This window comes from Acinetobacter sp. ANC_7511, assembly GCF_056779975.1.
The window spans coordinates 63495-87666 of the sequence record NZ_JBWYIY010000006.1 but is presented as its reverse complement, the minus strand read 5'-3'; the positions used below and the strand labels follow the sequence as shown (position 1 = coordinate 87666).

The following is a 24172-nucleotide window of genomic DNA, read 5'->3' as shown; positions in this document are numbered from 1 at the left end:
ACAACAATCTATGTTTATCAGCGAAAAAAGCTAAGTTGATAAAACTTGTAACTATTTTTAGAACCTAACGGCAGTTAAAAAAGATAAAAGGTGAATTCTTGCATTGCGCAGATTTCATGCATCTGTATAAAATGAAATGAATGTTAATTATGTTGCATAATCATAACGAATTGAGAGTATGATCAAATTAACGGCTGTGAAAACAAAACAATAAAGCCAAATGGAGAAAAGGGAATGAATTCCATGATAAAAATGGAGCTTGAAGATTATTCAGCTGAAGACAGCACTCATTTTTTTGATCTGTACCATAAAAATAGTTTTAAAGAGCCGCCACGAACCACATGGATTGATGGGTGGAAAATTGAATATATGGCGATCGCATCGCCAGAAACACTGCATCAGACGCCAACGCTGATTGTCGGAGGCGCATTTCAAAATTTTAATTCATATAAATATTGCGTTGAACAGCTCTTCGAGAAAGGACCTGTTATTTTAATCGACTTACCATCTTTAGGTTCAAATCAACAAATCCACAATCGTGATACTGGAATTTCTGCTGGTACTCTAGAGCTACCAGAGCTTTCAAAAATGTTAGGTCAATGGTTGGATTTGGTGGAGATTAAGAAAGTCTCTGTTATGGGGATGTCATTAGGCTCTGTGGTTGCTTCCTGTTTTGCTCATTATCGTCCAGAACTGGTAGATCGATTAATTCTGATGGGCGTCATGCAGAAGACGCGGAAAAGCTGGCGTATGTTGCTTGAAGAGTCATTAATATTGATGCAAGAGCAACGTATGGATGAGTTCGGTCAGGCTGTCATTTTGTATTTGGTGAATCATGCAAAATTAGATCAAACGCGTATGTCTCCAACAGCTAAACGACTTTTTTATAAGCAGATGTCTGAGTTTGATATCGCTGAGCGTGAGCGATATGAAATTAACTGTAATCGTTTATTGCGTCTTTCCCATGTTCCAATTCCGATGTGTAAAACATTGGTAGCATGTGGTCAATTCGATAGTTTTACTTTGCCATTTGAGAATGCGAATTTCGCCTTGCAATGTCCAGATGTTGAGTTTGCAATGATTGCAAATGCGGATCATGTGCCTCAATTGCAACGTCGTAAAGAAACCATGAATCTTTTTACCAGTTTCTTAAAAGGCGAATCGATTCACAATCTAGATGGAATCATTTATTTAGATAAAGACCAAATGCAATCTTTGGATCGAAGGGGGGAAGTTCGATTTGCCCTTAAAAATGCGCATTCTGTTTTAATTCATCAAACAAATGCACAACGTTTTGAAGTTGAAATTAAAGACCTGAATTACTTTGGTGTATCATTCTTTTTGGATGACCCATCTCAAGTTGAAGTCTTACAGGAAGATGCTCGAAGTTTTGCAATTGAATTTGAGGATGAGCAAGGACATTTTGCTGTCGAATGCTTAATGTTCGATTTTATTGGAAATGAAGTAAGAGCATTATTCAAGCATGGTTATTTTGAAGTGGCTGATCGCTTACTTCAATTTATAGATACCCATAAACACAATGACAGCGTGGATTAGGCTGTCATTGAATTCATTTGAATCAAAAAATAGATACTTCGTAATATTGCTACGAATGAATCATTATTTTATTGCATGAATCATCCATACTAGATCACCAAGATGCTGATCTGTATCCATATTTTGATTCTTTTTTTCAAAATACAGTTGAGGTTGAATGACTTCAACTTCAGTAAAACCTGACAGTTTGAAAAAGTGCTGTACCTCTAAAGGGTCTTTAAAGTGGAAGGTAAATGCACTTCTTGAAGCGTATTTGAGTAATTTGCTGCTCGACCAAATTAAGTTAGCCAGTTTATGTTGGACAGGTTCGGGATAAAGGTCAGTTAAATAATGAAGCGTTTGGAATGGTTGACCAAAACGTACAATTGAATTCAGCAATTGTTTGAGTAAATCTTGATTAAAATAATTGATTAATCCTTCACTGATAATCACTAGCGGTCGTGTTGGGTCGAATTCGTCAAAAGCTGTTTTGAAATCATCCGTGAATAAGTCTGCTGATAAAACTTTAGGGCTTTCGGGATCGATTTTATTCAAAGCGGATTGTTTTGTGGCAGCCATGTCTGGTAAATCTAATTCGCGATAATCTATTTCGGGATAATGAGATCTAAACCACCAACCACGAGGTGAAAGTCCCGCTGCAATTTCTAAAATTTGCAGGTTTGGATATTGTTTGATTAATAATTTTAAATGGTCGTCTAATAATGTATGTCGTGTCTTCAGAGTTGAACGCATACTTCCGCCGATAAACTTCTCAGCCATACTTTCAAAAGGGTGAGCGAATTGCGCCAACGCTTTACCTTTCGAAGTCGCAAATGCTTCGTGAGAGATACCCATTTGGTACCAAATATAGGCAGTGTAGTGAGCAGTAAACGAAATATGACGGTGCTTTGATTGTTTTGATTGAGACATACACATCCTTAGCTATGATTATTATTGGATTGGTCAAGATAAAGGGAGCATTTAGATGCTCCCTTTATTATTAAAATGATTGTCTAAAATCTTCAATGACCTTTTTGACAGATTTCCATTCGTTGCCTAAGTCAAGTTGTTCACCAATGCGAATCTCTTGAATCTTACCGCGCATACGCTCTAAGCGTTCTTGGTTCGGCAATGGATAATTCTCTATGGCACTGAGCGCGACACATGCAGATTCCCGATTATTGCAGACTAAGCCCATATCACAGCCAGCTTCAAGCGCGGCTTTGATGCGAGCATCTGCACCACCTGCAACACAAGCTGCTTGCATACTTAAGTCATCAGAAAACAAGACACCATCGAACTCAAGTGTTTCACGAAGTACTTTTTGAACCCAATACTGAGAAAAACCAGCAGGATTTGGATCTACTTTTTCATAAATCACATGTGCTGGCATGAGTGCGTCAAGTTGAGGTTGGAGTTGAATAAAGCTTTGCATATCTTGAGCTTCAATTTCAGCATAACTTCGTGTATCCACAGCTGCAGCAATATGTGAATCTGCTTTAACCGAGCCATGGCCAGGGAAGTGTTTCCCCGTGGTTGCCATACCTGCGCGTTTCATACCTTGCATAAAGGCTTGGGCTAAAGGGATGATATCTGAGATATTTTTAGCAAAAGCACGATCACCAATAACATCGCTAATGTCGTTAAGGTCTAATACAGGTGCAAAGCTGAAATCGATCCCGACTGCAAGAACTTCGGTAGCCATGAGCCAACCGCATTGTTCAGCCAATTCAATTGCGCGTTCTGGCTGACTTAAATAGAGCTCACCGAAACGTCCCATGGCAGGAAGGAGAGTGAAGCCTTGTTTTAAACGTTGTACGCGTCCGCCTTCTTGATCGACTGCAATCAAAATATCGGGACGAACTTGGCGCATATGATCCGTTAAGGCGCGAACTTGTTGAGGTGATTCAATATTTCTTCCAAACAAAATGACTCCACCAACTTGTGGAGATTGTAGGAGTTGAATATCTTCTTGATTAAGTGTTGTGCCCTCAATATCAAGCATCAATGCGCCAATCATAGTGGAATCCGTGATTCTAATTTTAAAAGAGAAAACAATACCCGAATTTTGCAATGATTTGCTACATTTTCTCCGTACAGATTATGATAAAACTATACGGCAGAAATAAAAAAGTTGTTTAAGGTTTTGAATATTAATATTTCTATCTGAAAACAATAGTGTAAATTTGGTTTATCCAAGGAAAGACAAATTCGTTATGAAACTTCAAACAATCGCTTGCGCGGTAGCCATTGCCACTGGTGGTTTATTTTTTGGTCATACAATTAATGTTGCGATCGCAGCGAATGAACCAGCGGTTCAACAGGTTCAGAATATAAAGCCCACACAAGAACAAGCTTTAGTTTCAAGACAATTAGCAACTTTGGTGGATCGTCAGCACTATTTAAATATGCGTTTAGATGCTAAGACCTCACAACGTATTTTTGATATGTATATTGATAGTCTTGATCCTGACCATAGCCTTTTCTTGGCAGATGAAGTGGCAAACTATAAGAAAAAATACGGACCAACTTTTGGAGCGGCGCTCAAAGCGGGTAACCTTGAAGGACCTTATGCCATTCACGCTCAATATCGTGATCGTTTAAAGTCATTCTATGAGTTTATGTTGGCGGAGTTAAAAAAACCGCAAAACCTAAATCAACCTAATGTGTTTATCGAGTCTGATCGTGAAAAGGCTCCATTTTTCAAAAATAAAGCTGAGCAAGAAAATCAATGGCGCAAAATGTTGGTGTCTCAGTTAATCAATTTAACGATTGCTAAAGAAGAAGATTTGGCTAAGCAAAAAGCGCTGAAAGATGATCCTTCTTTAGCAGCAGGACAAGATCTCACTTCAGCTGAAGATTTAACGCCAGTTCAGACTTTGACCAAGCGCTATATGCGTCAATTAGAACGTATGAAGCGTACAAAAAGCGATGACGTTTTAGAAAAAACGCTCAATGCTATGTTGGCGACCTATGACCCGCACAGTAATTATTTCCCGCCAATCGATGCGATTGAGTTAAATCGTCAGACCACATTGCAGCTTGAGGGGATTGGTGTGTCGATCCGTCCAGAACGTGGGAATGAAGACTATACGCGTATCGAGACGATCGTAGATGGTGGTCCTGCGTTTAAGACGGGGCAGGTCAAGTCTGGTGATCGTATTATTGGTGTCGCGCAAGACGGTGACAAAATGGTCGACGTCATTGGGTGGACCAGTTCTGAAATCGTTGGATTGATCCGAGGTAAGCGTGGGACTAAAGTCACCATTAAATTGCTCGGACCTGGAGCATCTATGAGTCAGGCACGTACCGTAACTATCGTACGTGATGTGATTCAAGAAGAGGATGCGGGTGTACGTTCAAGAACAGTTGAAATTGTACGTGATGGCAAGAAACATAAAGTTGGAGTAGTCGAAATTCCATCGTTCTATTACAACTACCGTGCCCGTCGTGCTGGTGAAAGCTATCGTTCAGTATCTGAAGATACCAATAATGCATTGAAAAGTTTAGCTGCGCAAAATGTCGATGGCATTATCGTTGATCTTCGTAATAACCCTGGTGGTTCACTCGAAGAAGTGGCAAAAATGATTGGGCAAGTGATTAAATCTGGTCCAGTGGTTCAAATTCGGGATGGGAATGGTAACGTCAGTGTCTTCGAAGATCGTGATGGAGGCGCTCAAACCTACGCAGGTCCATTGGCTGTCATGGTGAATCTGGCTTCTGCATCAGCAAGTGAAATCTATTCAGCTGCTGTGCAGGATTATGGTCGTGGGATTGTGATTGGAAGTACTACGACAGGTAAGGGTACAGCCCAAGTTCAATTGGACAGCTTAGCGTATGGTCAAGCGACATTGACGCAACGAAAGTTTTACCGTGTTACTGGTGGAAGCACACAAAATAAAGGGGTTGTGCCTGATATTCAATTGGTTGATATCTACGATGAAGAGTTTGGGGAGCGTAAAGCTAAGAATGCTTTAGAGTGGGATACCATCCCTACAGCTCCTTTCAAACGTGAGGGAGAAGTGCAAGCCTTTGTACCAAAATTAGCTGCTCATTCAAAACAGCGTGTTGCGAATGATATTCAATTTAAGTATTTAGAAGCGCGTAAAGCGATTTCGCAGAAAGCTAAAGAGAATAAACAAATCGTGTTGGATATCGATCAACGTAAATCTGAGCTCATCGCTTTGGAAAAAGAAACGTTGGCAGAAGAAAACAAACGCCGTATAGCAATGGGTAAAACTGCTTATCCAAATTGGGAAAGTTATCAGGCGTCGATGGAAGCTTTGGCTGAATCGCGTGCTAAGATGAAAACTAATCAACGTCCACCTTTACCTGAGGAAGAGGCATTTGTCACTGAATCAGCTCATATCTTGCTCGATTACATTGCCTTGCAAAAATAAAAATATTTATTGTTAAGTTTTACTTAAAAAAATGGCGTATTTCGATACGCCATTTTTTATGGATATCGCCGAAAAACAACTTGACGTTCAATGAGATGGTGATATTGTTGTAGGCGACAAATGCTCATTAAAAAGTTGAACCTTCTTACATTTATTTGCTGTACTTTTGGGGTTTAAATAAAATAAAAACAGGTTCAGGTACGGATAAGTCTCTATATGATTCATATGAGTTACGATTATGCAATGGTGGCGGGTTCTGCTGTGGCGGCAGTGATCGTCTGCTTTATTGCTATTTCATTTGAACAACTCATTAGTACCCACAAAAACCCAGTTGGTCAAAAAGTGCTGCTCGGTGTAAGTGGCATGATATTTGGTCTTGCGATTTGGGTCATGCATTTTGTTGGAATGCTGGCTTGTCATTTACCCGAAGATCATAGTTTCGATATAGGTTTAACGCTATTCTCTTATGTGATCGCAGCTCTCGCTTCAATTTTTGCCATATGGCTCACGACTAGATCTACACTTCCTTTGGCTAGATTGGTTTTGGGTGCACTTCTGATGGGTTTCGGTATTTCAGGTATGCACTATACTGGAATGGCGGGATTGATCGTTCCCAACTACATTATTCGTTATGACACCATTTTGGTGATTTTTTCTGTACTGATTGCTGTATGTGGTTCAGGGTTGTCATTCTGGCTGATGTTTAAATATAAGCGTACCTATCACAATAAATTGGCTTTCAAGCTTGCCGTGGCATTCATGATCGCTTTTAGTATTGTGGGAATGCATTATATTGGTATGGCGGCTGCGACTTTCCAACCCGTGGATGCCAAATATGCAGCATTGAATCAACTCCATGAAGGTCAAGGTTTATTACTTTTTGTCATTATATTTGTCACCTGCTTGGTTTTAGTGGTCAGTTTTTTTGTCGCTATTTTAGAATTACGACTTGAAGAGAGAAATCAACAACTAATCAGAATGAATAAGGAATTGGAAAGCCTTGCCCTTCAAGATAATTTGACCAAACTTCCAAATCGACTTTTTTTGCTTGATTACACCACTTCATTATTTTCACTTCACCAATCTAAAGATCATAAAGTTGCATTCATTTATATTGATTTGGATCGTTTCAAGGCAGTGAATGATGCTTTTGGACATCATATTGGTGATCAGCTTTTAGTGAATTTAGCGCATCGACTCCATGCATTACTCGAAAAAAACCAAAAATTAATTCGTATTGGTGGTGATGAGTTTTTATTGGTTGTTGAAGATTTTTCTACAGACCAAATTGATCAAGTTGCCAATCTAGTATTGAGTAAAATCCAAGAAGGCTTTGTGATTTCGGGGAAGGAAATCAATATCTCAGCAAGTTTAGGTGTGGTCTATTATCCAGATCATGGTGCTGATTTACATGATTTGTTGGTGAATGCTGATGCTGCAATGCTGATGTCCAAAGAGCAAGGTCGCAATACTTATAGTGTGTTTAACTATTCATTAGATCAACAAGAAGTCGCACGTAGCCAATCAAAACTTATCAATGATTTGTATCGTGCTGTTGAAGAACAACAATTCATTTTATTTTATCAGCCGAAATTCACAGCAGATTTTAAAATTTGTGGCGTTGAAGCTTTAATTCGTTGGAAGCATCCAAGTCTAGGACTTCTAGCACCGAATATGTTTATTGAGGGTGCGGAGCAAACAGGTCTTATTATTAAAATGGGCTACTGGGCCCTTGAACAAGCGTGTATACAGATTCAAGCTTGGCAAAAAAAGAAATTGCCTTTCTGTCCGATCGCTGTAAATTTATCAGCTGTACAATTTGAACATAAAGCGCTGGTAGATACATTAAGATGTTTAATCACACAATACCAGATCGATCCAGCCCATTTAATTATTGAGATTACTGAGTCGACAGCAATGCATCATATCGATGTCAGTATTCGTACTTTTGAGAGCCTGCGAAACCTGGGGATTGGGCTTGCGATTGATGATTTTGGAACAGGTCATTCAAGCTTCTTATATTTAAAGAATCTCCCGGTAGATGAACTTAAAATTGACCGTGAATTTATTCGAAATCTTTCACCCAATACAAAAGATGAAATTATCTTAGAAAGTATTATTGTCTTGGCTAAACGTTTAGGTTTGGTGGTGACAGCTGAAGGCGTCGAAACTCAAAAACAAGCCGATATCTTAAAACGTTTAGGTTGTCAGCAATTACAAGGCTATTTATTGGGTATGCCATTACCTGTGGATCGTTTAGAAAGCACATTTAAGAACTATTAACTTCTGGTCAGTTTCTGATTCATCACATTCACATTCGGTATTGATCTGCTACAATATCGCCAATTTTTATTTTGATCTTTTTTGATCTTCTAAACTGCATGTCTGCAGTAGGTGTTATTCATGAGCTTTAAGCAAGAGTTAGCGGAGCAAGTTGCTCAGCGACGTACATTTGCCATTATTTCCCACCCCGATGCGGGTAAAACCACAATGACGGAAAAGTTATTGTTGTGGGGGCAAGCGATCCAAGTTGCAGGTATGGTAAAAAGCCGTAAATCTGACCGTGCTGCGACATCAGATTGGATGGAAATGGAAAAAGAGCGTGGTATCTCGATTACGACCTCTGTGATGCAGTTCCCTTATAAAGACAAAATGATCAACCTGCTCGATACACCGGGGCATGAAGATTTCTCTGAAGATACATATCGTACCCTTACAGCCGTAGACTCAGCGTTGATGGTGATTGATGGTGCGAAAGGTGTCGAAGATCGTACTATTAAGTTAATGGACGTGTGTCGTATGCGTGACACACCAATTATTTCATTCGTCAACAAAATGGACCGTGAAATCCGTGAGCCGCTTGAGCTCCTCGACGAAATCGAAAATGTCCTGAAAATTAAATGCGTACCTTTAACTTGGCCTTTAGGTACAGGCCGTGACTTCGCGGGTGTTTTTAATCTGATCGAAGAAAAATTCTATGTCTATAAAGCAGGTTTTGGTTCAACCATTACAGATATTGAAATTCGTGACGGTTATGACCATGCTGACCTTCGTGAAAAAGTCGGTGAATTAGCTTGGGCTGCATTTGAAGAGTCACTAGAATTAGTTCAAATGGCAAATGAACCGCTTGATCGTGAAGAATTCTTAGCAGGGCGTCAAACCCCAGTATTGTTTGGTACAGCGTTGGGTAACTTTGGTGTAGACCATGTCTTGAATGCATTTAGTGAATATGCACCACCACCAAAAGCACATCCTACCCAAGACCGTAAAGTTGAAGCGACTGAAGAGGGTTTCTCTGGTTTTGTCTTTAAAATTCAAGCCAATATGGACCCTAAACACCGCGATCGTATTGCTTTCATGCGTATCTGTTCAGGCAAATATGAAAAAGGCTTGAAAATGAAGCATGTGCGTATTGGGAAAGATGTGCGTATTTCAGATGCATTAACGTTCTTGGCGGGTGATCGTCAGCATTTAGAAGAGGCATGGCCAGGCGACATTATTGGTTTACATAACCATGGTACGATTCAAATCGGCGATACTTTCACTTCGGGTGAAAACTTGCAATTCACAGGTATTCCTCACTTTGCTCCTGAAATGTTCCGTCGTGTTCGTTTAAAAGATCCTTTAAAATCGAAGCAACTTCAAAAAGGTTTAAAAGAGCTTTCAGAGGAAGGTGCAACTCAGGTATTTATGCCACAAAACAGTAATGATCTTATTGTAGGTGCTGTGGGTGTTCTTCAATTCGAAGTTGTTGCTTATCGTTTAAAAGAAGAATACAAAGTAGATTGTATTTACGAGCCTGTGAGCATTAACACTGTTCGTTGGGTTTCATGTCCAGATGAGAAAAAATTTAATGAATTTAAGAAAAAAGCACATGACCAACTTTCAGTTGATGGTGGTGGGCATTTAACGTACTTAGCACCTAGCCGTGTCAATTTACAATTAATGCAAGAGCGTTATCCTGATATTGTTTTCCGTAATACACGTGAACATTAATTTTGCTTGAAAATGTAAAACAGCTTCCTCGTGAAGCTGTTTTTGTATCAGAATAACCAATGCTTTAATTTTGGTTGATTCTTGTGATTACTCTAAACTTACAAAAAAAACGATTGCGTATTCTTCTTGCTACCTTAGTCATTGGGATGGCATCTTGTGAAAAACAACCAGAGTCTACGACACAAAAGTCAGGGCAGTCTGCCCAAGTTAAAAATGCTGATGTGTTACCTTACTTAAATGATGACGCGTTTCAAGTTGAAATAAAGAGCGAAAATTGCACAAAATCGGTCTGCGAAAAAATTGAAATTTTAAGTCTAAAAACAGCAGATCAGTGGGTCAATCAACAACTTAACAACCATTTGGCTTTTGTGATTCAAGATCAAATCAATGAAAAAGAAAAATTGAGTTTGGATCAATCCATCGAAACCTATATAAGTCGATCTGAATCATGGATGAAGGAGTTTTCACTGAATCAGCCTTATGAGTTGGATATACTGACGCAAGTCGCCACCCAACGAAATCAATATGTGTTGATCCAATTCATTGTTAACACAAAACAAGCTGAAGTGATCGTTAAAGATCGTGGTTACTTTATGGTATTGGATCGAAAGCAGAAAAAAGTTTTACAGTTGCAGGATGTGATTCAAAAGAACCAAATAAATGATTTTGAAAGAATACTTCAAGTGTCCTATCAAAAATGGTTAAAGGCCCAGAGTGGTGAAGTGAGAAGTATCGCTCCAGTGAATCTCAGCTGGCAAAATCAGGAATGGTTCTTTGATGGTGAAGGGATTGGTGTTCATATTCGTGCGAACGAAATTGTCAAAGGTGGTGAGCAATTGGATATCTATTTGAATCATGCTCAAACCAAGCAGGTGGTTGTACCGCAGATCTTTCAAAAGATGTTTTGAAATATTACAAATATTGTAATGTAGCATATACAATTGCAGTTAAACCCATACAAACGAAGCTTGAGCTATCAATTTCATCGGGTTAGGCTTAAATCAATGATAAATGACCGTTTCTCCTCAAGGTTGTGAGATGTTAAAAAATAAAATAGTTTGGACTGTATCTGTACTTACTGCCGCAATTACGCTGAGCGCATGTCAGCCAAAAGGGGACGGGCCTAAAGAGTCACCTGACACTCAAACTCAAGCAGCATCGGAAGTTCAGATACTCGTGCTTCAGGGTGAAACTGAAAAAGTGCCTGTTCGGTTGGTAGAATGTGATGGTAACAATTGTCCAGAAATTTCAATTGATCGATTGAGAACGAATCAATTTGTGTTAGATGGCTTAATTGATCAAGCGATTATCAAAAATTTACAAGAAACGCTAGAGTTGTTCGAACCTGAGCAGACGCTGCCTAAAGACAAAGATACTCAAGCCGCAAGTGAAGTTGTTGAATATAAAACTGCAGCGCAGTTACTTGCAGAGCAGATTCAGCCCTATATTGATAACTTTGTGGGTTTAGATAAAGAGTTAAAGCACTTGGGGGTTGGACATCAAATTAGTTTGAGTATTAGTCCTAAAATTTTAAATTCACAAGGACCACTTGCAACCGTCGTATTGAATACGAGTAACTATTTAGGAGGTGCACATGGTTCTTCTTCACAAACTTACTTTAATTTTGATTTGAAACAGCAGAAACAAGTGTCACTAGATCAAATTTTAGTGAAAGACCAAAAGAATAAATTAAATCAATTGGCCCATGATGAATTTAAAAAATGGGTCATAGATTCCCAGTTAGCAGATAACGTTGAAGAGTATGAAGAGGCTTGGAAATTTAAACTCACTGATAATTATTATTTGGGTAAGAAGGGTTTAATTCTTCAATACGGTGAATATGAAATTGGTCCTTATGTGGTGGGTTTGCCAAGACTTACGATTCCTTATGAAAAGCTACAGGGTGTGATTAAACCTGAAATGCTGGAGGCTGTTCATTCTTCGGTTCAAGTTGCTGTACCTCAAGCTGCAGGTGAAGCAAAATAACATGTCCATGCCACGTTTGTTTGATACGCATACGCACTTTGATGTAGAAGATTTTGACTTCGATCGTGAGCAACTTGCGTATCAGGCTAAACAGAAGGGAGTGGATGCCCTTGTACTGATCGGGTTTCAACACCAACGCTTTCATACATTGATTGAAACACACCATTGGTTAAATGGTTTAGATCAGGCACCGAGGAGTTATCTCGCTCCAGGTCTACATCCTTTTTATATCGAACAACATCAGCCTCATCATCTAGACGATTTAAAAAAAATTCTTGAAGTACAACAATGCATCGCCGTTGGTGAAATTGGTTTAGATACTTTTCTCAAGCAACATAAGCAGCCGGAAGTTTTCGCTAAGCAACAGGATTTTTTTGCGCAACAACTCGATTTGGCTCAACAATTTAAGCTTCCTGTGCTGTTACATATTCGTAAATCTCATGCTGAAGTATTAAAACTGTTAAAAGCAAAGCAATTTTTTCAGGGGGGGATCGCCCACGCATTTAGTGGAGGGGTAGAAGAAGCAAAGGCATTTATTCAACTTGGATTTAAGTTAGGGGTCACGGGACAGATTACCAATCCCAATGCTAAAAAATTACACCAAACAGTTCAGTATGTTGGCATTGAGCATCTGGTCATTGAAACAGACTGTCCTGATATGACGCCATTATGTTGTCAAACTTCAACTGAACACCGAACCCGTAATACCCCACAGAATTTAATTTATGTTTTAGAGGGTTTGGCACATAGTCTAAATACGAGAATCGAAGACATTGCGCAACGTGTTTGGGAGAATAGTGTGTCTGCACTCAACCTAAAAAATGAACTGAAATTGTCGTGAGTTCAAAACTCTCTATTCCTCTGAAGTTTTGCTAAAATACGCCTTTTCCAAATAGTGTTAGAGCAATATGACTGACTTAGTTCATGATGATGAATATGAACGCCGTTTTACCGGTGTAGCCAAAATTTATGGCGAAGAAAATTTTCAGCATTATGAAAACAGTCATGTCATGGTGATCGGTATTGGCGGTGTTGGCTCTTGGGCTGTCGAAGCTTTGGCTAGAACAGGTTTGGGCGAGCTCACATTAGTGGATATGGATTCTGTTGCAGCATCGAATATTAATCGTCAGTTACCTGCGATGACATCAACATTAGGTCATGAAAAAATTGAAGTGATGGCAGAGCGTTGTCGCCAAATCAATCCACGTATAAAAATCAATTTAATTGATGATTATCTAACGCCTGAAAATGTAACAGAGATTTTGAGTTCAAATCCAGATGTTGTGTTGGATTGCATTGATGATGTCAAAGCAAAACTCGCATTGATGCTACATTGTCGTTTCAATAAAGTCCCTTTGATTGTATCTGGCGGTGCTGGTGGTAAATTAGATCCACTCAAAATTCGGGTCGCAGATTTGTCAAAAACAGAATACGACCCGATGCTGGCAAAATTAAGAAGTCAGTTGCGCTCAAAAGGTATCTGTAAAAAGCCGAAAGAGAAGTTTGGTATCACCTGTATTTATTCGGTGGATAATCCTTTTTCGAATGCTGATGTTTGTGCAAGTGCCGGGTTAAGATGTGGGGGCTATGGTTCAGCCGTGGTGGTGACATCAAGTTTTGCAATGGTAGCTGTGGCTGAAGTGTTAAAACGATTAGACTCGATTCAAGCAAAATAAGCCTAAAAGTGATTATCAAAAAAGGTCTCTATCAAGAGACCTTTTTTACTGATGATATTTGTTTATTCAGCATTGATTTTTAAGCTTTCTTGTTCAGCATGTCTTTGAATGGCTTGTTGCATACCGATTAAGGCATTTTCAATATCTTTTAAGGTTTTCGCATTACCCCCACTCAGGGCTTGTCGCCATTTTCGTGCACCAGGAAGGTTTTGAAATAAGCCTAAAATATGACGTGTAATCACTGAAAGTGGCGCACCATCAGCTAAACGTTTTGCAATATATGGCATCATTTCCTGCATGATCTCAAAACGATCAGGTGCTGACAAATTCCATAATTGTCCTAGTTCAGCCAGTAGATAAGGATTGTGATAAGCCTCGCGACCAATCATGACACCATCCACATGTTGTAAGTGTTGTTGAGTTTCAGCAAATGTTTTGATCCCACCGTTGATTTCGATCAATAGTTCTGGGCGATCTTGCTTTAAGCGATAGACATCTTCATAACGTAAAGGCGGAATGTCCCGATTTTCTTTTGGTGACAAACCTTGTAGTAAAGCAATGCGTGCATGCACGATAAAATTTTGACATCCCGTTTTTGCAACGGTATCGACAAAATGCAGCATCTCCTCATAAGATTGCATATCATCGATGCCGATTCGGTGTTTTACCGTGACGGGGATATCAACTGCATTTTGCATTTCAGCAATACATTCAGCAACCAGGTCAGGCTCAGCCATGAGGCAAGCACCAATTTTATTGTTTTGAACGCGATCACTAGGACAACCAACATTCAAATTGATTTCATCATAGCCCCAATCTTGAGCCATTTTAGAGCAGGTTGCGAGGTCTTTAGGATTTGATCCACCAAGCTGTAACACAATAGGGTGTTCTTCTTTACTGTAATCTAAATGACGGGCTGCATCGCCAAATAAAATTGCGCCTGTGGTTACCATCTCGGTGTACATGATGATATTTGGATTGAATAAACGTGCAAAAAAGCGGTAATCACGAGTCGTCCAATCCATCATGGGTGCGACGGAAATTCGAGGCTGTAAGGATTGGATATTGGACATGATAAAACCTAGATTTTGTAAATCGTGAAAAGCTCGGCATCTTACCATAATTTAAAAAATGGTTCATTGAGGAGGGGCATGAAACACTTGATAATTCAGGTAATATTAGACAGATACGCCCAGAATTTAATAATGGAACTAAAACACATTATTTATTTGATAAGAATGGGTAATATACTGGGAAATGGTGTTATGAAAATATTTTTATCAGATGTACAACAAGTATTCAGCGGCTTATTGACCCATAGAATCAGTCGAGAGGAAGCTGAAGAGTGGGCAAGAATAAGGATGAATGCGCTTGACCATAATGAATTGTTTTTTGATCCTCCTACTGAAGAGAAGCTTCTATGGAAAGCAATAATTTATTTGAGTGGTGTAGCTTTAAAAATATCACCTGAGGAATATATGGAAGATGATGATGGTATCAAAGAGATGTTTAATACTTATTGGTCAAAGTGATGTGGCGTCATGTATTAAACTGGACGGTATATTTAGCCAGACTTTGAGGAAGTTTAATACACTGCTTTATCTAATAGATGAAGGATGTGTGGATATGGGCTATGAAGCCAAATGTGGGTTTTCAAAATGATGAGTGGTTTTAAAAACCCAGGAGACTTTTTACTCATTTTGGCTTATTTTTTTATTTTTCAGGCTACATTGACTCTCTTTGGTTGGCAATTAAAAGAGAAAAGAGAAAAGATATTGAACTGGAATATTGTAATTGGCTCGCTTCCATTTGTACTCAGTATTGAATTGTTGTTTGATCACTATCAGAATTCATTTTTTGGGGAACTAACATTAATTCTCACTTATTTTTGTATATGTTTTGCTTTAAATACATTTTTTTGGATATTTAGTTTTTTATTTAAATTAAATCTACTTAAAATTAGATGGTATTTTTTTTCTTATATCAATGTTATAGGCGGTTGGATATTTTCAATATTAATTTAAATATTATCAGAAGCTTTGGCTTTTTTTATATAAATCTTTTTATATGAATAAATCTTTATTATAGGAAATATAATTTTTTATTTTAATTGATTTGAATCAGGCGGTTATGAATTATTGTTTGCAACAAAGCCTCTTGGTTATTATATTTTTTTGCTTGGTATAAATATTAGGGTTCTTTCATAAATCATTTTTTACTCAGTTCTAAATTATAAACCCCTGCGATTAAACTGAATCTTAATCCCAATCTTTTGCCACGGTTGCGATATCGCTCAGCAAGGATTTTGAAGGTATTCAAAGTCCCAAATACATGCTCAATCCCAATTCTTCTTTTATTGATTTCTTGATTGTAAACTTTTAGCTCAGGATCTAGTTTACAGCGCTTTTTTGCTTTTAATGGCAATAGACTATTTGGATACACCGTATAAATCCCTTGATAACCTTTCTCTGCAAGAATAAAAGCACCTTTAGGAATCTGATTCAAGTTGCGTTTGAAAAGCTCGAAATCATGTACAGCACCACAACTCGTGCATAAACTCAGAACTTGCTGTGTTCTATAATGGATAATGGCTTGTACTTTGAAAGTATGAGCTTTCTTCTTACCACTATAGCTTTTCTTCTGTTTTTTTAGGTCTTTGTATTGGGGTTTCTGTGGCATCAACGATCACCACATTCCAGTCGATACCTTCGCCTTCAGGCAAACTCTTGGGTAAATTAAATAGATTGGACTTGATCAGGCAATCCTCTACGTGGCGGACGATTCTTGAAGCAGTAGGCTCTGACACACCATAACTGGTTGCGACATGAAACAATGTTCGATATTCACGCCAATAACTTAAGCACAGCAGGATTTGATCTTCTACACTTAACTTAGATGGTCTACCTTTAGCAGGTACAAGCATTTTTAGCTGTTCCGCCATTAAATCAAAGGTTGACCATGAGATGCCTGTATATCGCTTAAACTGTGTTTCAGAAAGCTTCTTTGAGTCGATGTATTTCATTCGCAAATTATGTATGAATATTTAAAATTATTCGGTACAAATAATCAGCAAAGGATAGATCTTTTTTTGATTTATGAAAGAGATATAATTTAAATTTTTCAATCATTGGTTTAAAAAGTGTTCAAGTGAAGTCATATTTTATTGATGATTTTATTTTAGAATTCTATTAGCTAACCCTTCAAGAATAAACTTAGCTGCTTGAGTTTGACTCTGGATAAAACCATTATTTTTTGGCAAATCATCAGCTACATCTTGCACACGACGATGGTAAAAAATATGCATATTTTCAGGGGGAACTTGCGAGAAGTCTTTTAAGTTCCATTTAGGAATAAATACCAACTGATCTAATATTCCAAATTCAATAGAAGGGGACTGACATTGTTTGCATATCCCACGACGGATATTGGGTGGTGACTTCAAACGTTTAAAAGTAGTCTGTTTAATATTTAAATCATAAACATCTTGTTTCAAGAATACTAAAACATCTGAAAATGCCTTACCTGTATATTCTTGGCAAACTTGGCAGTGACAAATAAAATGTGCGATGGGTGCATGAGAAAAGCGAAAAGTATTTGCGCCACAAGAACAACTTGCTTCAACATTGAAAGGCATGTGATTTAAATTTGACATAAAACTTCCTTGTTTAAGATCTATTCATAGATGAAATTAAAATTTTAAAGTTCGATTGAGTATCACGCAGGATAAATAAGGACTCTGATCAAGTTTGAGCCCCATAGTAAAAAAATCGCACTTATGTCGTATAGAACCTAAAGATTATCTAAAGTGCACTGATATCAGATCCGGTCTTTTTGGGGTCGACCAAAATTTTAGCGTGTTGTTCAGGATCACCTAAGGCCTGAAAAGCATCTTTGACTCCTGCAAGACCTACAACGCCCGTTATCAGAGGAGAACAATCAATTTGACCTTCAGCGATCATATGGAGCGCATCTCTGAACTCAAGTGGCGTATAACCAATCACAAACTGGATTTCGATTTCTTTGTTTAAAGCCAAAGCGGGTTCGATGCTGTCGGATTGCATACATACACCCACACCGATAATTTTAGAAAATAATGGCGCACCGTTAATAATCTGTTGAAGGATGCCTGGCATCCCGACACATTCAAAAATCACAGGACGTTTGGGTAAAGCACCTAATTTGTCAGCCACACGCCACGCATGCCACCATGGAATATGCATAGACTGTATCTTTTCGAAAATACCGATTCCATAGTTAATTGCTTCAGAAGCATCACCCAATAAACCGTATTCTTTCCAACTCTCAAAAGGCGAGGATTGTTTAGGATCAATGACGACATCTGCACCACAAAGTTGAGCCAGCCGACGGCGATTTGGTGAGAAGTCACTGGCAATAATTTTTTTCACACCAATCGCTTTGAGCATTAAAATGACACCTAAGCCTACTGGACCACAACCAATAACAATTGCGGGTTCTGATTTCTTTATTCTGCTCCGACGTACTGCATGTAAAGCAACCGCCATTGGCTCGGTCATTGCTGCAAGATCGGGATGTAATCCATTTGGCACCGCAAACATGAGTTGAGATTGCACCAATATTTGTTCGGCATAACCACCAGAAGCTTGAGGGGAAAGACCAGTCGCTTGATAACCCCACTGATCAACTTTCAATAGTGGCATCGCACAAACTAAGGTATCTGTTTTAAATTTTTTTCTAGTTTTAGGACCATAATCTAGAACACGACCGCAAAATTCATGCCCCATGACAAAACGGTCTGTTGACTTTGCAACACCTTTTAGACCCACTTTAGCCGTAAGTTCATGCATGTGGTCACAACTATGTTGCATATGTAAATCACTGCCACAAATACCACATCGCACAACTTCTAATAAAGTTTGTCCTTGTGATGGTGTTAGATGGCTGACATCTTCAAGTGTTAATTCATTTTGATGACATACAACTGCTTTCATTCTTGTTCACGAATATTTTTTATAATGATAGTGAACAGTGTGTGTGATTACGCACAAGAGATACACAGCTTTAGAGGACTGAATGATGACTGCAGAGGCTAAATTATTGAAAAAGCCTCCATTTATAGAGGCTTAACATGCATATTTTATGAGTTAGCTTAGTTGGGTTCGATGATAACGTTGATCCACTAGCGTGAATAGTGCTGTACAACTGACCAAGATTAATCCTACGATACACGCCATTGCCCATCCACCATGATCCCAAGCATAAATTCCTAGCGCGGAACCACTTGCGCCACCAATAAAATAGCTGGTCATATAAAGTGAATTTACACGAGATTTAGCATCCGGTCTTAAATTAAAAATCACATTCTGGTTGCTACTATGCACCAATGCTAGACCGAGATTCATCAGTCCAAAACCGATGATATAGCAACTTAAATCGAATGCACCTAAATAAAGGAATATCCATGCGCTACCTAGGATTAAAATGCCAAACCAAGTGATTTGTTTGACGTAACCACGGTCGGCGATCTTACCAATTTTCTTGGTGGACAAGGCGCCAAATACGCCAACCAAAGTGACTAAACCCACCATGACATCTTCAAGAGAAAAAGAGGATTTAAGTAAAATAGAAATGGTCGAGAAGAGGATGCTCATCGTTGCAAATGCAAAGGCACCAATGATAGAGCGATAAATTAAACGAGGCTCTTCTTTGAGTAGCAGCCCCATGGATTTAAACACAGCAAAATAACTAATTTTAGAGCTAGGAATATAAGGCAGACGAATATTAAGTACCACAGCGACCATTAACATCAAAATTCCACTGACGATATAAATGAGCTGCCAATTAAATAAGTTGGATAACAAACCAGCTAAACTGGTCGAAATTAAAATGCCTACCAATAATCCGCTCATCAGTAACCCGACGACTTCGCCTGTTCGTTCTGGTCGAACCGCCATCGTGGCAAACGGAATCAAAATTTGTGCTGCAACCGAGAAAAGCCCAGTGATAATTGTGCCAGCCCATAACATATAAAGGTTGAGCGAAAAAGCACAAATAAATAATCCCACTGCTGCAAAGAACATTAAAAATGGGATTAATTTCGTTTTATTAAGAATATCACCAAGTGGTACGATAAAAAGTAGTCCGACAGCATAAGAGACTTGAGCCAAAGTGACAGTTAATGCCACATCTGTTGCAGGGGCATTAAAGTAAAGTTGAACAGAGTGAATTAAGGGCTGCGAATAATAATTAGCGCCTGCACAAATACCACAAGCAATGGCCATCAACCAAAGTAAAGCAGTGTCATTCGTGATGTCTTTTTTATTTAAATCGTCAAGATCGTTATACATGAATAAATGGCTCAGTGGATGAGGAGCAGTAAGCTGTGGCTTCGATTTCAATTTGCATGGCGTCTAATGCCAAGCGAGACACAGGGATTAGTGTGCATGCTGGGAAATTTTGATCTTTCCATATTGTATTCATTTTCAGATTTAACAGGTGATGTTTTTGTTGGTCAAAATTGACAATCAATACGCTTAGAACAGCAATGTTATAAAAGTCGATATGTGCATAGCTGAGAGCGATTTTGAGATTTTCGAAGACTTGGTTGAGTTGTTCTGAATAATCAGTGGAATAATGTCCTTCGGCATTTTCACCACCTTGACCTGATATATGAACGACTGTGTTGAAGTGTTTGACCTCACAGATGTGGCTATATCCAAATTGCCTTGGGGAATAAAGCTGAGGTGGATTTTTAGTGGTTAAACTAAATGGTGGCTTATTTGGTTTTGTCATTCTATCTTCTCTGGATTAAGCTTAGAAAAGAATTATGAAAGCTCAACTTAACTTGAGGTCAAGAGCATGGAAGAACAAAAATTACAACAGTGGCTCAGTATAGGCGCGTTAGCTGCTCGAAGTGGTGTATCGGTCGCAGCACTCAGATTTTATGAAGACAAAGCTCTTATTTGGAGTGTGCGGACGGAAGGAAATCAACGGCGATATCCTCGATATATGCTGAGAAGGATTGCTATCATCAAAGTGGCACAGCAGGTTGGGATTTCACTCTCTGAAGTGAAGCAAGCATTTAACATACTCCCTAAGAATAAAACCGCGACTAAATCAGATTGGACCGCATTATCGAGTGCATGGCAAAAAATTTTAGATCAAAAAATCTTAAATATGCTTCAACTTCGTCAACAACTGGATTGGTGCATTGGTTGTGGGTGCTTATCTTTAACTGAATGCCCACTAAGAAATGAAAATGATCAAATGGGGTCTACATCGTCGGGTTCCCACTTTGTTCCACTCGACATTAAATTTGACGATGATCAAGGGAAAATAGAAATTCACTATGAAGACTAAGTTTCATCGTGAAGCATTATTTTGAAATTTGAACTGTGAGGTTAATGTTGTCTTTATTTCAGTTTAGTTTTGGAAAGCGTAATCATCATCACACCCAATATATTCAGCGCACAACCAAACCATTGAATCATATTCATTGATTCCCCTAAAAAGATAGTTGCCAATATAATGGTCAGAATTGGACCAAGTGAACCAATCATGGCTGTTTGAGAAGCACCTAAACGAGCAATACTTTGCGCAATGAGAATAGTTGGAATCACCGTTACCCCAATACCTAATGCAACACCATATCCGATTATTTCTATGGGTTGTTGAAGGATATTGGATATAGGACTTGGCTGAGCAATAAAGTAGTGAAGAATCGTCCCTAAGCAGGCGATAGACATTGCTAAGCCCGTAAAATTCCACGATCCAAATTTTTGGATTAATTTTGGAGTCATCAATAGATAACTCGCAAAGCAAATCGCGCTTGCGAAAACTAAACTCACACCTAGCCAAAAATTACTTTCATGAGGCACATTGCTTTGTTCTTGGAGCATCACTATAAGCGTGCCGCCATAACTTAGTCCAATCGCAAAAATAGTCTTCATTGAAAGAGGATGTTTGAAAATTACACTTGATGCAATTACTGTCATGGTGGGATATAGAAATAGGATAATACGCTCCAAAGAGGCACTGATGTACATCAGACTCATAAAATCGAGCCAACTTGAAAAATAATATCCAATCAAACCAGCAACGAGGAGTAGGGCCCAATCCTGCGCTGAAAATCCGCGATTACGGTGTCGGTTCAACCAACAAATAAAAAGAAAAACGGGTAAGGCACTGAGCATCCTTAAGGCAACCAGCAATGTTGCATCAACATCTTCAGAAACTGCATAAGCTTGTTTGATTAAGATCGCTTTACTACTAAACAAGAATGCTGCCAACAGCGCACATAAACTCCCTAACTGAGTGGGAGTCAGCTTAAGTACCATAAATGTTAAAAATCAATTTTTAAGTAATGGAAGTATAAGCCAATCTTCATTGTAAGCTCTAAAATTCAATCTCTAATTTTCGCTAAATCACCTACCTAGCGACATAAGGCGTTTTGATTTTTTGTTTAAATGCATCATTGTGGTGCGTAATATGAAAAAAACAGTGGTCTATCAACCCAAAAAATACATCAAAAAAATATTTCAAATTTTTTTTGCACGGTTTGTAAGCATTCTTTTCAAGAATCAGTCAGCTTGTATTTCATGTTCAGCCAAAATTTAAGCTCAATTTTAAAACCAAGATTTATCTAAATTTTGTCTTATTTATAATTTTTAAGAATGTCGTGAGAATTTGAATCGATTAGTCTGATTTTTTGTCAATTCGGCAAATTGAGATTTATGAGAATGAAAGAAGCAACTAAAAATGTGACATGCACGGCGCTTTAACACAATCAAAAGGGATAAAAAGAAAGCTAAAAAATGTCAGAATGATCAAAGCTTAATAAAGTCAAGCTCCCTATACTGACGATAAATTAGAAAAAAGTTTCTTTTTTGTTAAAAAATGGATCGAAAATTGAACGAATCTGGAACTATTTTTTATGAAAATGATAGATCAAATACCATGAAATTTTGTGATGATTGTGAATCATGAGTTCAAAATGAGGGTATTTATTAAATAAATATTGGGTGGTAATTTAAAAAAGTTCAATTAGAATCCAAAAAATTCACATGAATACATCCAGGGGTATATCGCAGGAATGCGATATCTACTTTAAGAAAAATTAGCTTGAGGAATGCTCATGCAGATCGGAATCCCTACCGAAACTGTAGTTGGTGAAAGTCGTGTAGCTGCGACACCAGAAACAGTAAAGAAGTTAATTGGTGCTGGTCACAGTGTCGTTATCCAACGTAATGCAGGTGTTAAAGCTGCATATATTGATAGTGCCTATGAACAGGTTGGTGCAAAAATTGTTGATGATGCTTATACCGGCAGTCAATTGGTTTTAAAAGTTCGCGCACCTAAAGGCGAAGAAATACAAAAATTAGCCCCAAACACCACAGTGGTTGCGATGTTTGATCCGTACCGTAATACGGAACTTGATCAATTCGCTGCTCAGCAAGTGTCTGCATTTGCACTTGAGTTATTACCACGTACGTTATCTCGTGCCCAAAATATGGACGTGTTGTCATCACAAGCAAACTTGGCAGGTTATAAATCTGTGCTTCTTGCGGCGGCAGAGTACCAACGTATGTTCCCAATGTTAATGACAGCGGCGGGTACGGTTAAACCAGCTCGTGTAGTCATTATGGGTGTTGGTGTAGCAGGCTTACAAGCGATTGCAACAGCCAAACGTTTAGGTGCTATTGTTGAAGCGACAGACCTACGTCCAACAGCCAAAGATCAAGTTGAATCTTTAGGCGGTAAATGGTTAGACGTACCAATGTCAGCAGAAGAGCAAGCGCGTGCCGATGAAGCTGCAAAAAATGGTTATGGTTGGATGCCTGGTGAACAATATATTAAAGACCAAGCTGCAATTGTAGACAAAGCGGTATCGAATGCTGACATCGTGATCACGACGGCGCTTTTACCAGGTCGTGATGCACCGCGCTTAATTAAAGCTGAAACAGTTGCCAAAATGAAACCAGGTTCAGTCATCCTCGATATGGCAGTTGAAACTGGCGGTAACGTTGAAGGCTCAAAATGCGGTGAAACTGTTGTGACTGATAATGGCGTGAAAATTTTGGGTATTCCAAATATTCCAGCGACCGTTTCTACAGAAGCTTCAGCGCTATATGCACGTAACGTTTATAACTTTGTTGAAACGCTTTTTGATCAAGATAAAAACTACAGCATTAATCAAGAAGATGAAATCCAAAAAGCATTGCTTGTCACTCATGGTGGTCAAGTGCTGTTGAAGCGTGGTTAAGGAGACTGATCATGGTTGAAACTATTACAATTTTTGTCCTCGCAATCTTCGTAGGTTATTACGTTGTTTGGGGAGTGACACCTGCGCTTCACACGCCGCTGATGGCCGTAACGAATGCATTGTCTTCAATTATTATTGTCGGTGCGATGATCCAAACTGTTGGTTTACCTGTTATGGGTGTTGAGGGGGCTGTTGATTTTCAAACCATCAATGTGGTGAGTGTATTAGGTGCGATCGCTGTTTTCTTAGCAAGCATTAATATTTTCGGTGGCTTCGCTGTAACCGCTCGTATGCTTGAAATGTTTAAGCCAAAGCAAAAGAAAAAAGAGGGTTAATAC

23 protein-coding genes are annotated in these 24172 nt (G+C 38.7%); 13 read left to right on the top strand and 10 right to left on the bottom strand.

Annotated features, from left to right (window positions below; all coding sequences use genetic code 11):
• Positions 1 to 234 precede the first annotated feature (234 nt).
• The gene (locus tag AC1M9L_RS05465) at positions 235 to 1557 is read left to right on the top strand and encodes an alpha/beta fold hydrolase (RefSeq protein WP_481591556.1); all 1323 of its coding nucleotides are present in this window, start codon (positions 235 to 237) and stop codon (positions 1555 to 1557) included.
• Positions 1558 to 1620: 63 nt separating this feature from the next.
• Here the strand turns inward: AC1M9L_RS05465 and AC1M9L_RS05460 are convergent, their stop codons facing one another.
• A complete protein-coding gene (locus tag AC1M9L_RS05460; protein ID WP_481591555.1) occupies positions 1621 to 2466 on the bottom strand; it encodes a class I SAM-dependent methyltransferase in 846 nt (281 codons plus the stop codon).
• A gap of 70 nt (positions 2467 to 2536) precedes the next feature.
• Complete coding sequence (nagZ, locus tag AC1M9L_RS05455; protein WP_481591554.1) at positions 2537 to 3556, bottom strand: beta-N-acetylhexosaminidase; 1020 nt, start codon at positions 3554 to 3556, stop codon at positions 2537 to 2539.
• 196 nt (positions 3557 to 3752) lie between these two features.
• Here nagZ and AC1M9L_RS05450 point away from each other — a divergent pair, with 196 nt between their 5' ends.
• From AC1M9L_RS05450 to AC1M9L_RS05420, 7 genes are all read left to right on the top strand, one after another.
• The gene (locus AC1M9L_RS05450; RefSeq protein WP_481591553.1) at positions 3753 to 5936 is read left to right on the top strand and encodes a carboxy terminal-processing peptidase; all 2184 of its coding nucleotides are present in this window, start codon (positions 3753 to 3755) and stop codon (positions 5934 to 5936) included.
• A gap of 216 nt (positions 5937 to 6152) precedes the next feature.
• Positions 6153 to 8219: a putative bifunctional diguanylate cyclase/phosphodiesterase gene (locus tag AC1M9L_RS05445; protein ID WP_481591552.1), complete on the top strand. Its 2067-nt coding sequence runs from the start codon at positions 6153 to 6155 to the stop codon at positions 8217 to 8219.
• Positions 8220 to 8339: 120 nt separating this feature from the next.
• A complete protein-coding gene (locus AC1M9L_RS05440; protein WP_035265298.1) occupies positions 8340 to 9932 on the top strand; it encodes a peptide chain release factor 3 in 1593 nt (530 codons plus the stop codon).
• Positions 9933 to 10015: 83 nt separating this feature from the next.
• Positions 10016 to 10840, top strand: coding sequence for a hypothetical protein (locus AC1M9L_RS05435; RefSeq protein WP_481591551.1), 825 nt, complete (start codon positions 10016 to 10018; stop codon positions 10838 to 10840).
• Between the two features lie 130 nt (positions 10841 to 10970).
• Positions 10971 to 11918 carry an RsiV family protein gene (locus AC1M9L_RS05430; RefSeq protein WP_092766781.1) on the top strand — a complete coding sequence of 316 codons (948 nt, stop codon included), beginning with the start codon at positions 10971 to 10973 and terminating at the stop codon, positions 11916 to 11918.
• A 7-nt stretch (positions 11919 to 11925) separates the two neighbouring features.
• Positions 11926 to 12759 carry a TatD family hydrolase gene (locus AC1M9L_RS05425; RefSeq protein ID WP_481591587.1) on the top strand — a complete coding sequence of 278 codons (834 nt, stop codon included), beginning with the start codon at positions 11926 to 11928 and terminating at the stop codon, positions 12757 to 12759.
• A 67-nt stretch (positions 12760 to 12826) separates the two neighbouring features.
• The gene (locus AC1M9L_RS05420) at positions 12827 to 13594 is read left to right on the top strand and encodes a tRNA threonylcarbamoyladenosine dehydratase (RefSeq protein WP_481588691.1); all 768 of its coding nucleotides are present in this window, start codon (positions 12827 to 12829) and stop codon (positions 13592 to 13594) included.
• 62 nt (positions 13595 to 13656) lie between these two features.
• On the opposite strand, the gene dusA is transcribed toward AC1M9L_RS05420, so the two are convergent.
• Positions 13657 to 14667: a tRNA dihydrouridine(20/20a) synthase DusA gene (dusA, locus tag AC1M9L_RS05415; protein ID WP_481591550.1), complete on the bottom strand. Its 1011-nt coding sequence runs from the start codon at positions 14665 to 14667 to the stop codon at positions 13657 to 13659.
• Positions 14668 to 14859: 192 nt separating this feature from the next.
• Here dusA and AC1M9L_RS05410 point away from each other — a divergent pair, with 192 nt between their 5' ends.
• Together AC1M9L_RS05410 and AC1M9L_RS05405 are read left to right on the top strand one after the other, a co-directional pair.
• Positions 14860 to 15126 carry a hypothetical protein gene (locus AC1M9L_RS05410; protein ID WP_481591586.1) on the top strand — a complete coding sequence of 89 codons (267 nt, stop codon included), beginning with the start codon at positions 14860 to 14862 and terminating at the stop codon, positions 15124 to 15126.
• A gap of 129 nt (positions 15127 to 15255) precedes the next feature.
• Positions 15256 to 15618: a hypothetical protein gene (locus AC1M9L_RS05405; protein ID WP_481591549.1), complete on the top strand. Its 363-nt coding sequence runs from the start codon at positions 15256 to 15258 to the stop codon at positions 15616 to 15618.
• A 184-nt stretch (positions 15619 to 15802) separates the two neighbouring features.
• Here the strand turns inward: AC1M9L_RS05405 and AC1M9L_RS05400 are convergent, their stop codons facing one another.
• From AC1M9L_RS05400 to AC1M9L_RS05375, 6 genes are all read right to left on the bottom strand, one after another.
• On the bottom strand, positions 15803 to 16273 hold the full coding sequence (locus AC1M9L_RS05400) for a transposase (RefSeq protein ID WP_481591548.1): 471 nt from the start codon (positions 16271 to 16273) through the stop codon (positions 15803 to 15805).
• Entirely contained in the window at positions 16221 to 16616 is a 396-nt protein-coding gene (locus AC1M9L_RS05395) for a transposase family protein (RefSeq protein WP_035265307.1), read from the bottom strand. Before AC1M9L_RS05395 ends, AC1M9L_RS05400 begins: the two co-directional genes overlap by 53 nt.
• Positions 16617 to 16766: 150 nt before the next feature.
• A complete protein-coding gene (locus AC1M9L_RS05390) occupies positions 16767 to 17246 on the bottom strand; it encodes a GFA family protein (protein WP_481591547.1) in 480 nt (159 codons plus the stop codon).
• Positions 17247 to 17394: 148 nt separating this feature from the next.
• On the bottom strand, positions 17395 to 18564 hold the full coding sequence (locus AC1M9L_RS05385; protein WP_481591546.1) for a zinc-binding dehydrogenase: 1170 nt from the start codon (positions 18562 to 18564) through the stop codon (positions 17395 to 17397).
• Positions 18565 to 18717: 153 nt separating this feature from the next.
• Positions 18718 to 19920 (bottom strand): MFS transporter, encoded by a 1203-nt coding sequence (locus AC1M9L_RS05380; protein WP_481591545.1) that lies wholly within the window; start codon positions 19918 to 19920, stop codon positions 18718 to 18720.
• Positions 19913 to 20365 carry a RidA family protein gene (locus AC1M9L_RS05375; RefSeq protein ID WP_481587565.1) on the bottom strand — a complete coding sequence of 151 codons (453 nt, stop codon included), beginning with the start codon at positions 20363 to 20365 and terminating at the stop codon, positions 19913 to 19915. The genes AC1M9L_RS05380 and AC1M9L_RS05375 overlap by 8 nt, the downstream gene beginning before the upstream one ends.
• A 66-nt stretch (positions 20366 to 20431) precedes the next feature.
• Here AC1M9L_RS05375 and soxR point away from each other — a divergent pair, with 66 nt between their 5' ends.
• Positions 20432 to 20932 carry a redox-sensitive transcriptional activator SoxR gene (soxR, locus tag AC1M9L_RS05370; protein WP_035265311.1) on the top strand — a complete coding sequence of 167 codons (501 nt, stop codon included), beginning with the start codon at positions 20432 to 20434 and terminating at the stop codon, positions 20930 to 20932.
• Positions 20933 to 20985: 53 nt separating this feature from the next.
• Here the strand turns inward: soxR and AC1M9L_RS05365 are convergent, their stop codons facing one another.
• A complete protein-coding gene (locus AC1M9L_RS05365; RefSeq protein ID WP_481587564.1) occupies positions 20986 to 21909 on the bottom strand; it encodes a DMT family transporter in 924 nt (307 codons plus the stop codon).
• Positions 21910 to 22706: 797 nt separating this feature from the next.
• On the opposite strand from AC1M9L_RS05365, the gene AC1M9L_RS05360 reads away from it, so the two are divergent.
• Both AC1M9L_RS05360 and AC1M9L_RS05355 read left to right on the top strand, forming a co-directional pair.
• Positions 22707 to 23834 carry a Re/Si-specific NAD(P)(+) transhydrogenase subunit alpha gene (locus AC1M9L_RS05360; RefSeq protein ID WP_035265315.1) on the top strand — a complete coding sequence of 376 codons (1128 nt, stop codon included), beginning with the start codon at positions 22707 to 22709 and terminating at the stop codon, positions 23832 to 23834.
• 11 nt (positions 23835 to 23845) lie between these two features.
• Complete coding sequence (locus tag AC1M9L_RS05355) at positions 23846 to 24169, top strand: proton-translocating transhydrogenase family protein (RefSeq protein WP_035265316.1); 324 nt, start codon at positions 23846 to 23848, stop codon at positions 24167 to 24169.
• Positions 24170 to 24172 lie beyond the last annotated feature (3 nt).

Coding starts and splice junctions, on each gene's coding strand:
- AC1M9L_RS05465 (WP_481591556.1), top strand. CDS start 235: ATGAATTCCATGATAAAAATGGAGCTTGAAGATTATTCAGCTGAAGAC.
- AC1M9L_RS05460 (WP_481591555.1), bottom strand. CDS start 2,466: ATGTCTCAATCAAAACAATCAAAGCACCGTCATATTTCGTTTACTGCT.
- nagZ (WP_481591554.1), bottom strand. CDS start 3,556: ATGATTGGCGCATTGATGCTTGATATTGAGGGCACAACACTTAATCAA.
- AC1M9L_RS05450 (WP_481591553.1), top strand. CDS start 3,753: ATGAAACTTCAAACAATCGCTTGCGCGGTAGCCATTGCCACTGGTGGT.
- AC1M9L_RS05445 (WP_481591552.1), top strand. CDS start 6,153: ATGATTCATATGAGTTACGATTATGCAATGGTGGCGGGTTCTGCTGTG.
- AC1M9L_RS05440 (WP_035265298.1), top strand. CDS start 8,340: ATGAGCTTTAAGCAAGAGTTAGCGGAGCAAGTTGCTCAGCGACGTACA.
- AC1M9L_RS05430 (WP_092766781.1), top strand. CDS start 10,971: ATGTTAAAAAATAAAATAGTTTGGACTGTATCTGTACTTACTGCCGCA.
- AC1M9L_RS05425 (WP_481591587.1), top strand. CDS start 11,926: ATGCCACGTTTGTTTGATACGCATACGCACTTTGATGTAGAAGATTTT.
- AC1M9L_RS05420 (WP_481588691.1), top strand. CDS start 12,827: ATGACTGACTTAGTTCATGATGATGAATATGAACGCCGTTTTACCGGT.
- dusA (WP_481591550.1), bottom strand. CDS start 14,667: ATGTCCAATATCCAATCCTTACAGCCTCGAATTTCCGTCGCACCCATG.
- AC1M9L_RS05410 (WP_481591586.1), top strand. CDS start 14,860: ATGAAAATATTTTTATCAGATGTACAACAAGTATTCAGCGGCTTATTG.
- AC1M9L_RS05405 (WP_481591549.1), top strand. CDS start 15,256: ATGAGTGGTTTTAAAAACCCAGGAGACTTTTTACTCATTTTGGCTTAT.
- AC1M9L_RS05400 (WP_481591548.1), bottom strand. CDS start 16,273: ATGCCACAGAAACCCCAATACAAAGACCTAAAAAAACAGAAGAAAAGC.
- AC1M9L_RS05395 (WP_035265307.1), bottom strand. CDS start 16,616: ATGAAATACATCGACTCAAAGAAGCTTTCTGAAACACAGTTTAAGCGA.
- AC1M9L_RS05390 (WP_481591547.1), bottom strand. CDS start 17,246: ATGTCAAATTTAAATCACATGCCTTTCAATGTTGAAGCAAGTTGTTCT.
- AC1M9L_RS05385 (WP_481591546.1), bottom strand. CDS start 18,564: ATGAAAGCAGTTGTATGTCATCAAAATGAATTAACACTTGAAGATGTC.
- AC1M9L_RS05380 (WP_481591545.1), bottom strand. CDS start 19,920: ATGTATAACGATCTTGACGATTTAAATAAAAAAGACATCACGAATGAC.
- AC1M9L_RS05375 (WP_481587565.1), bottom strand. CDS start 20,365: ATGACAAAACCAAATAAGCCACCATTTAGTTTAACCACTAAAAATCCA.
- soxR (WP_035265311.1), top strand. CDS start 20,432: ATGGAAGAACAAAAATTACAACAGTGGCTCAGTATAGGCGCGTTAGCT.
- AC1M9L_RS05365 (WP_481587564.1), bottom strand. CDS start 21,909: ATGGTACTTAAGCTGACTCCCACTCAGTTAGGGAGTTTATGTGCGCTG.
- AC1M9L_RS05360 (WP_035265315.1), top strand. CDS start 22,707: ATGCAGATCGGAATCCCTACCGAAACTGTAGTTGGTGAAAGTCGTGTA.
- AC1M9L_RS05355 (WP_035265316.1), top strand. CDS start 23,846: ATGGTTGAAACTATTACAATTTTTGTCCTCGCAATCTTCGTAGGTTAT.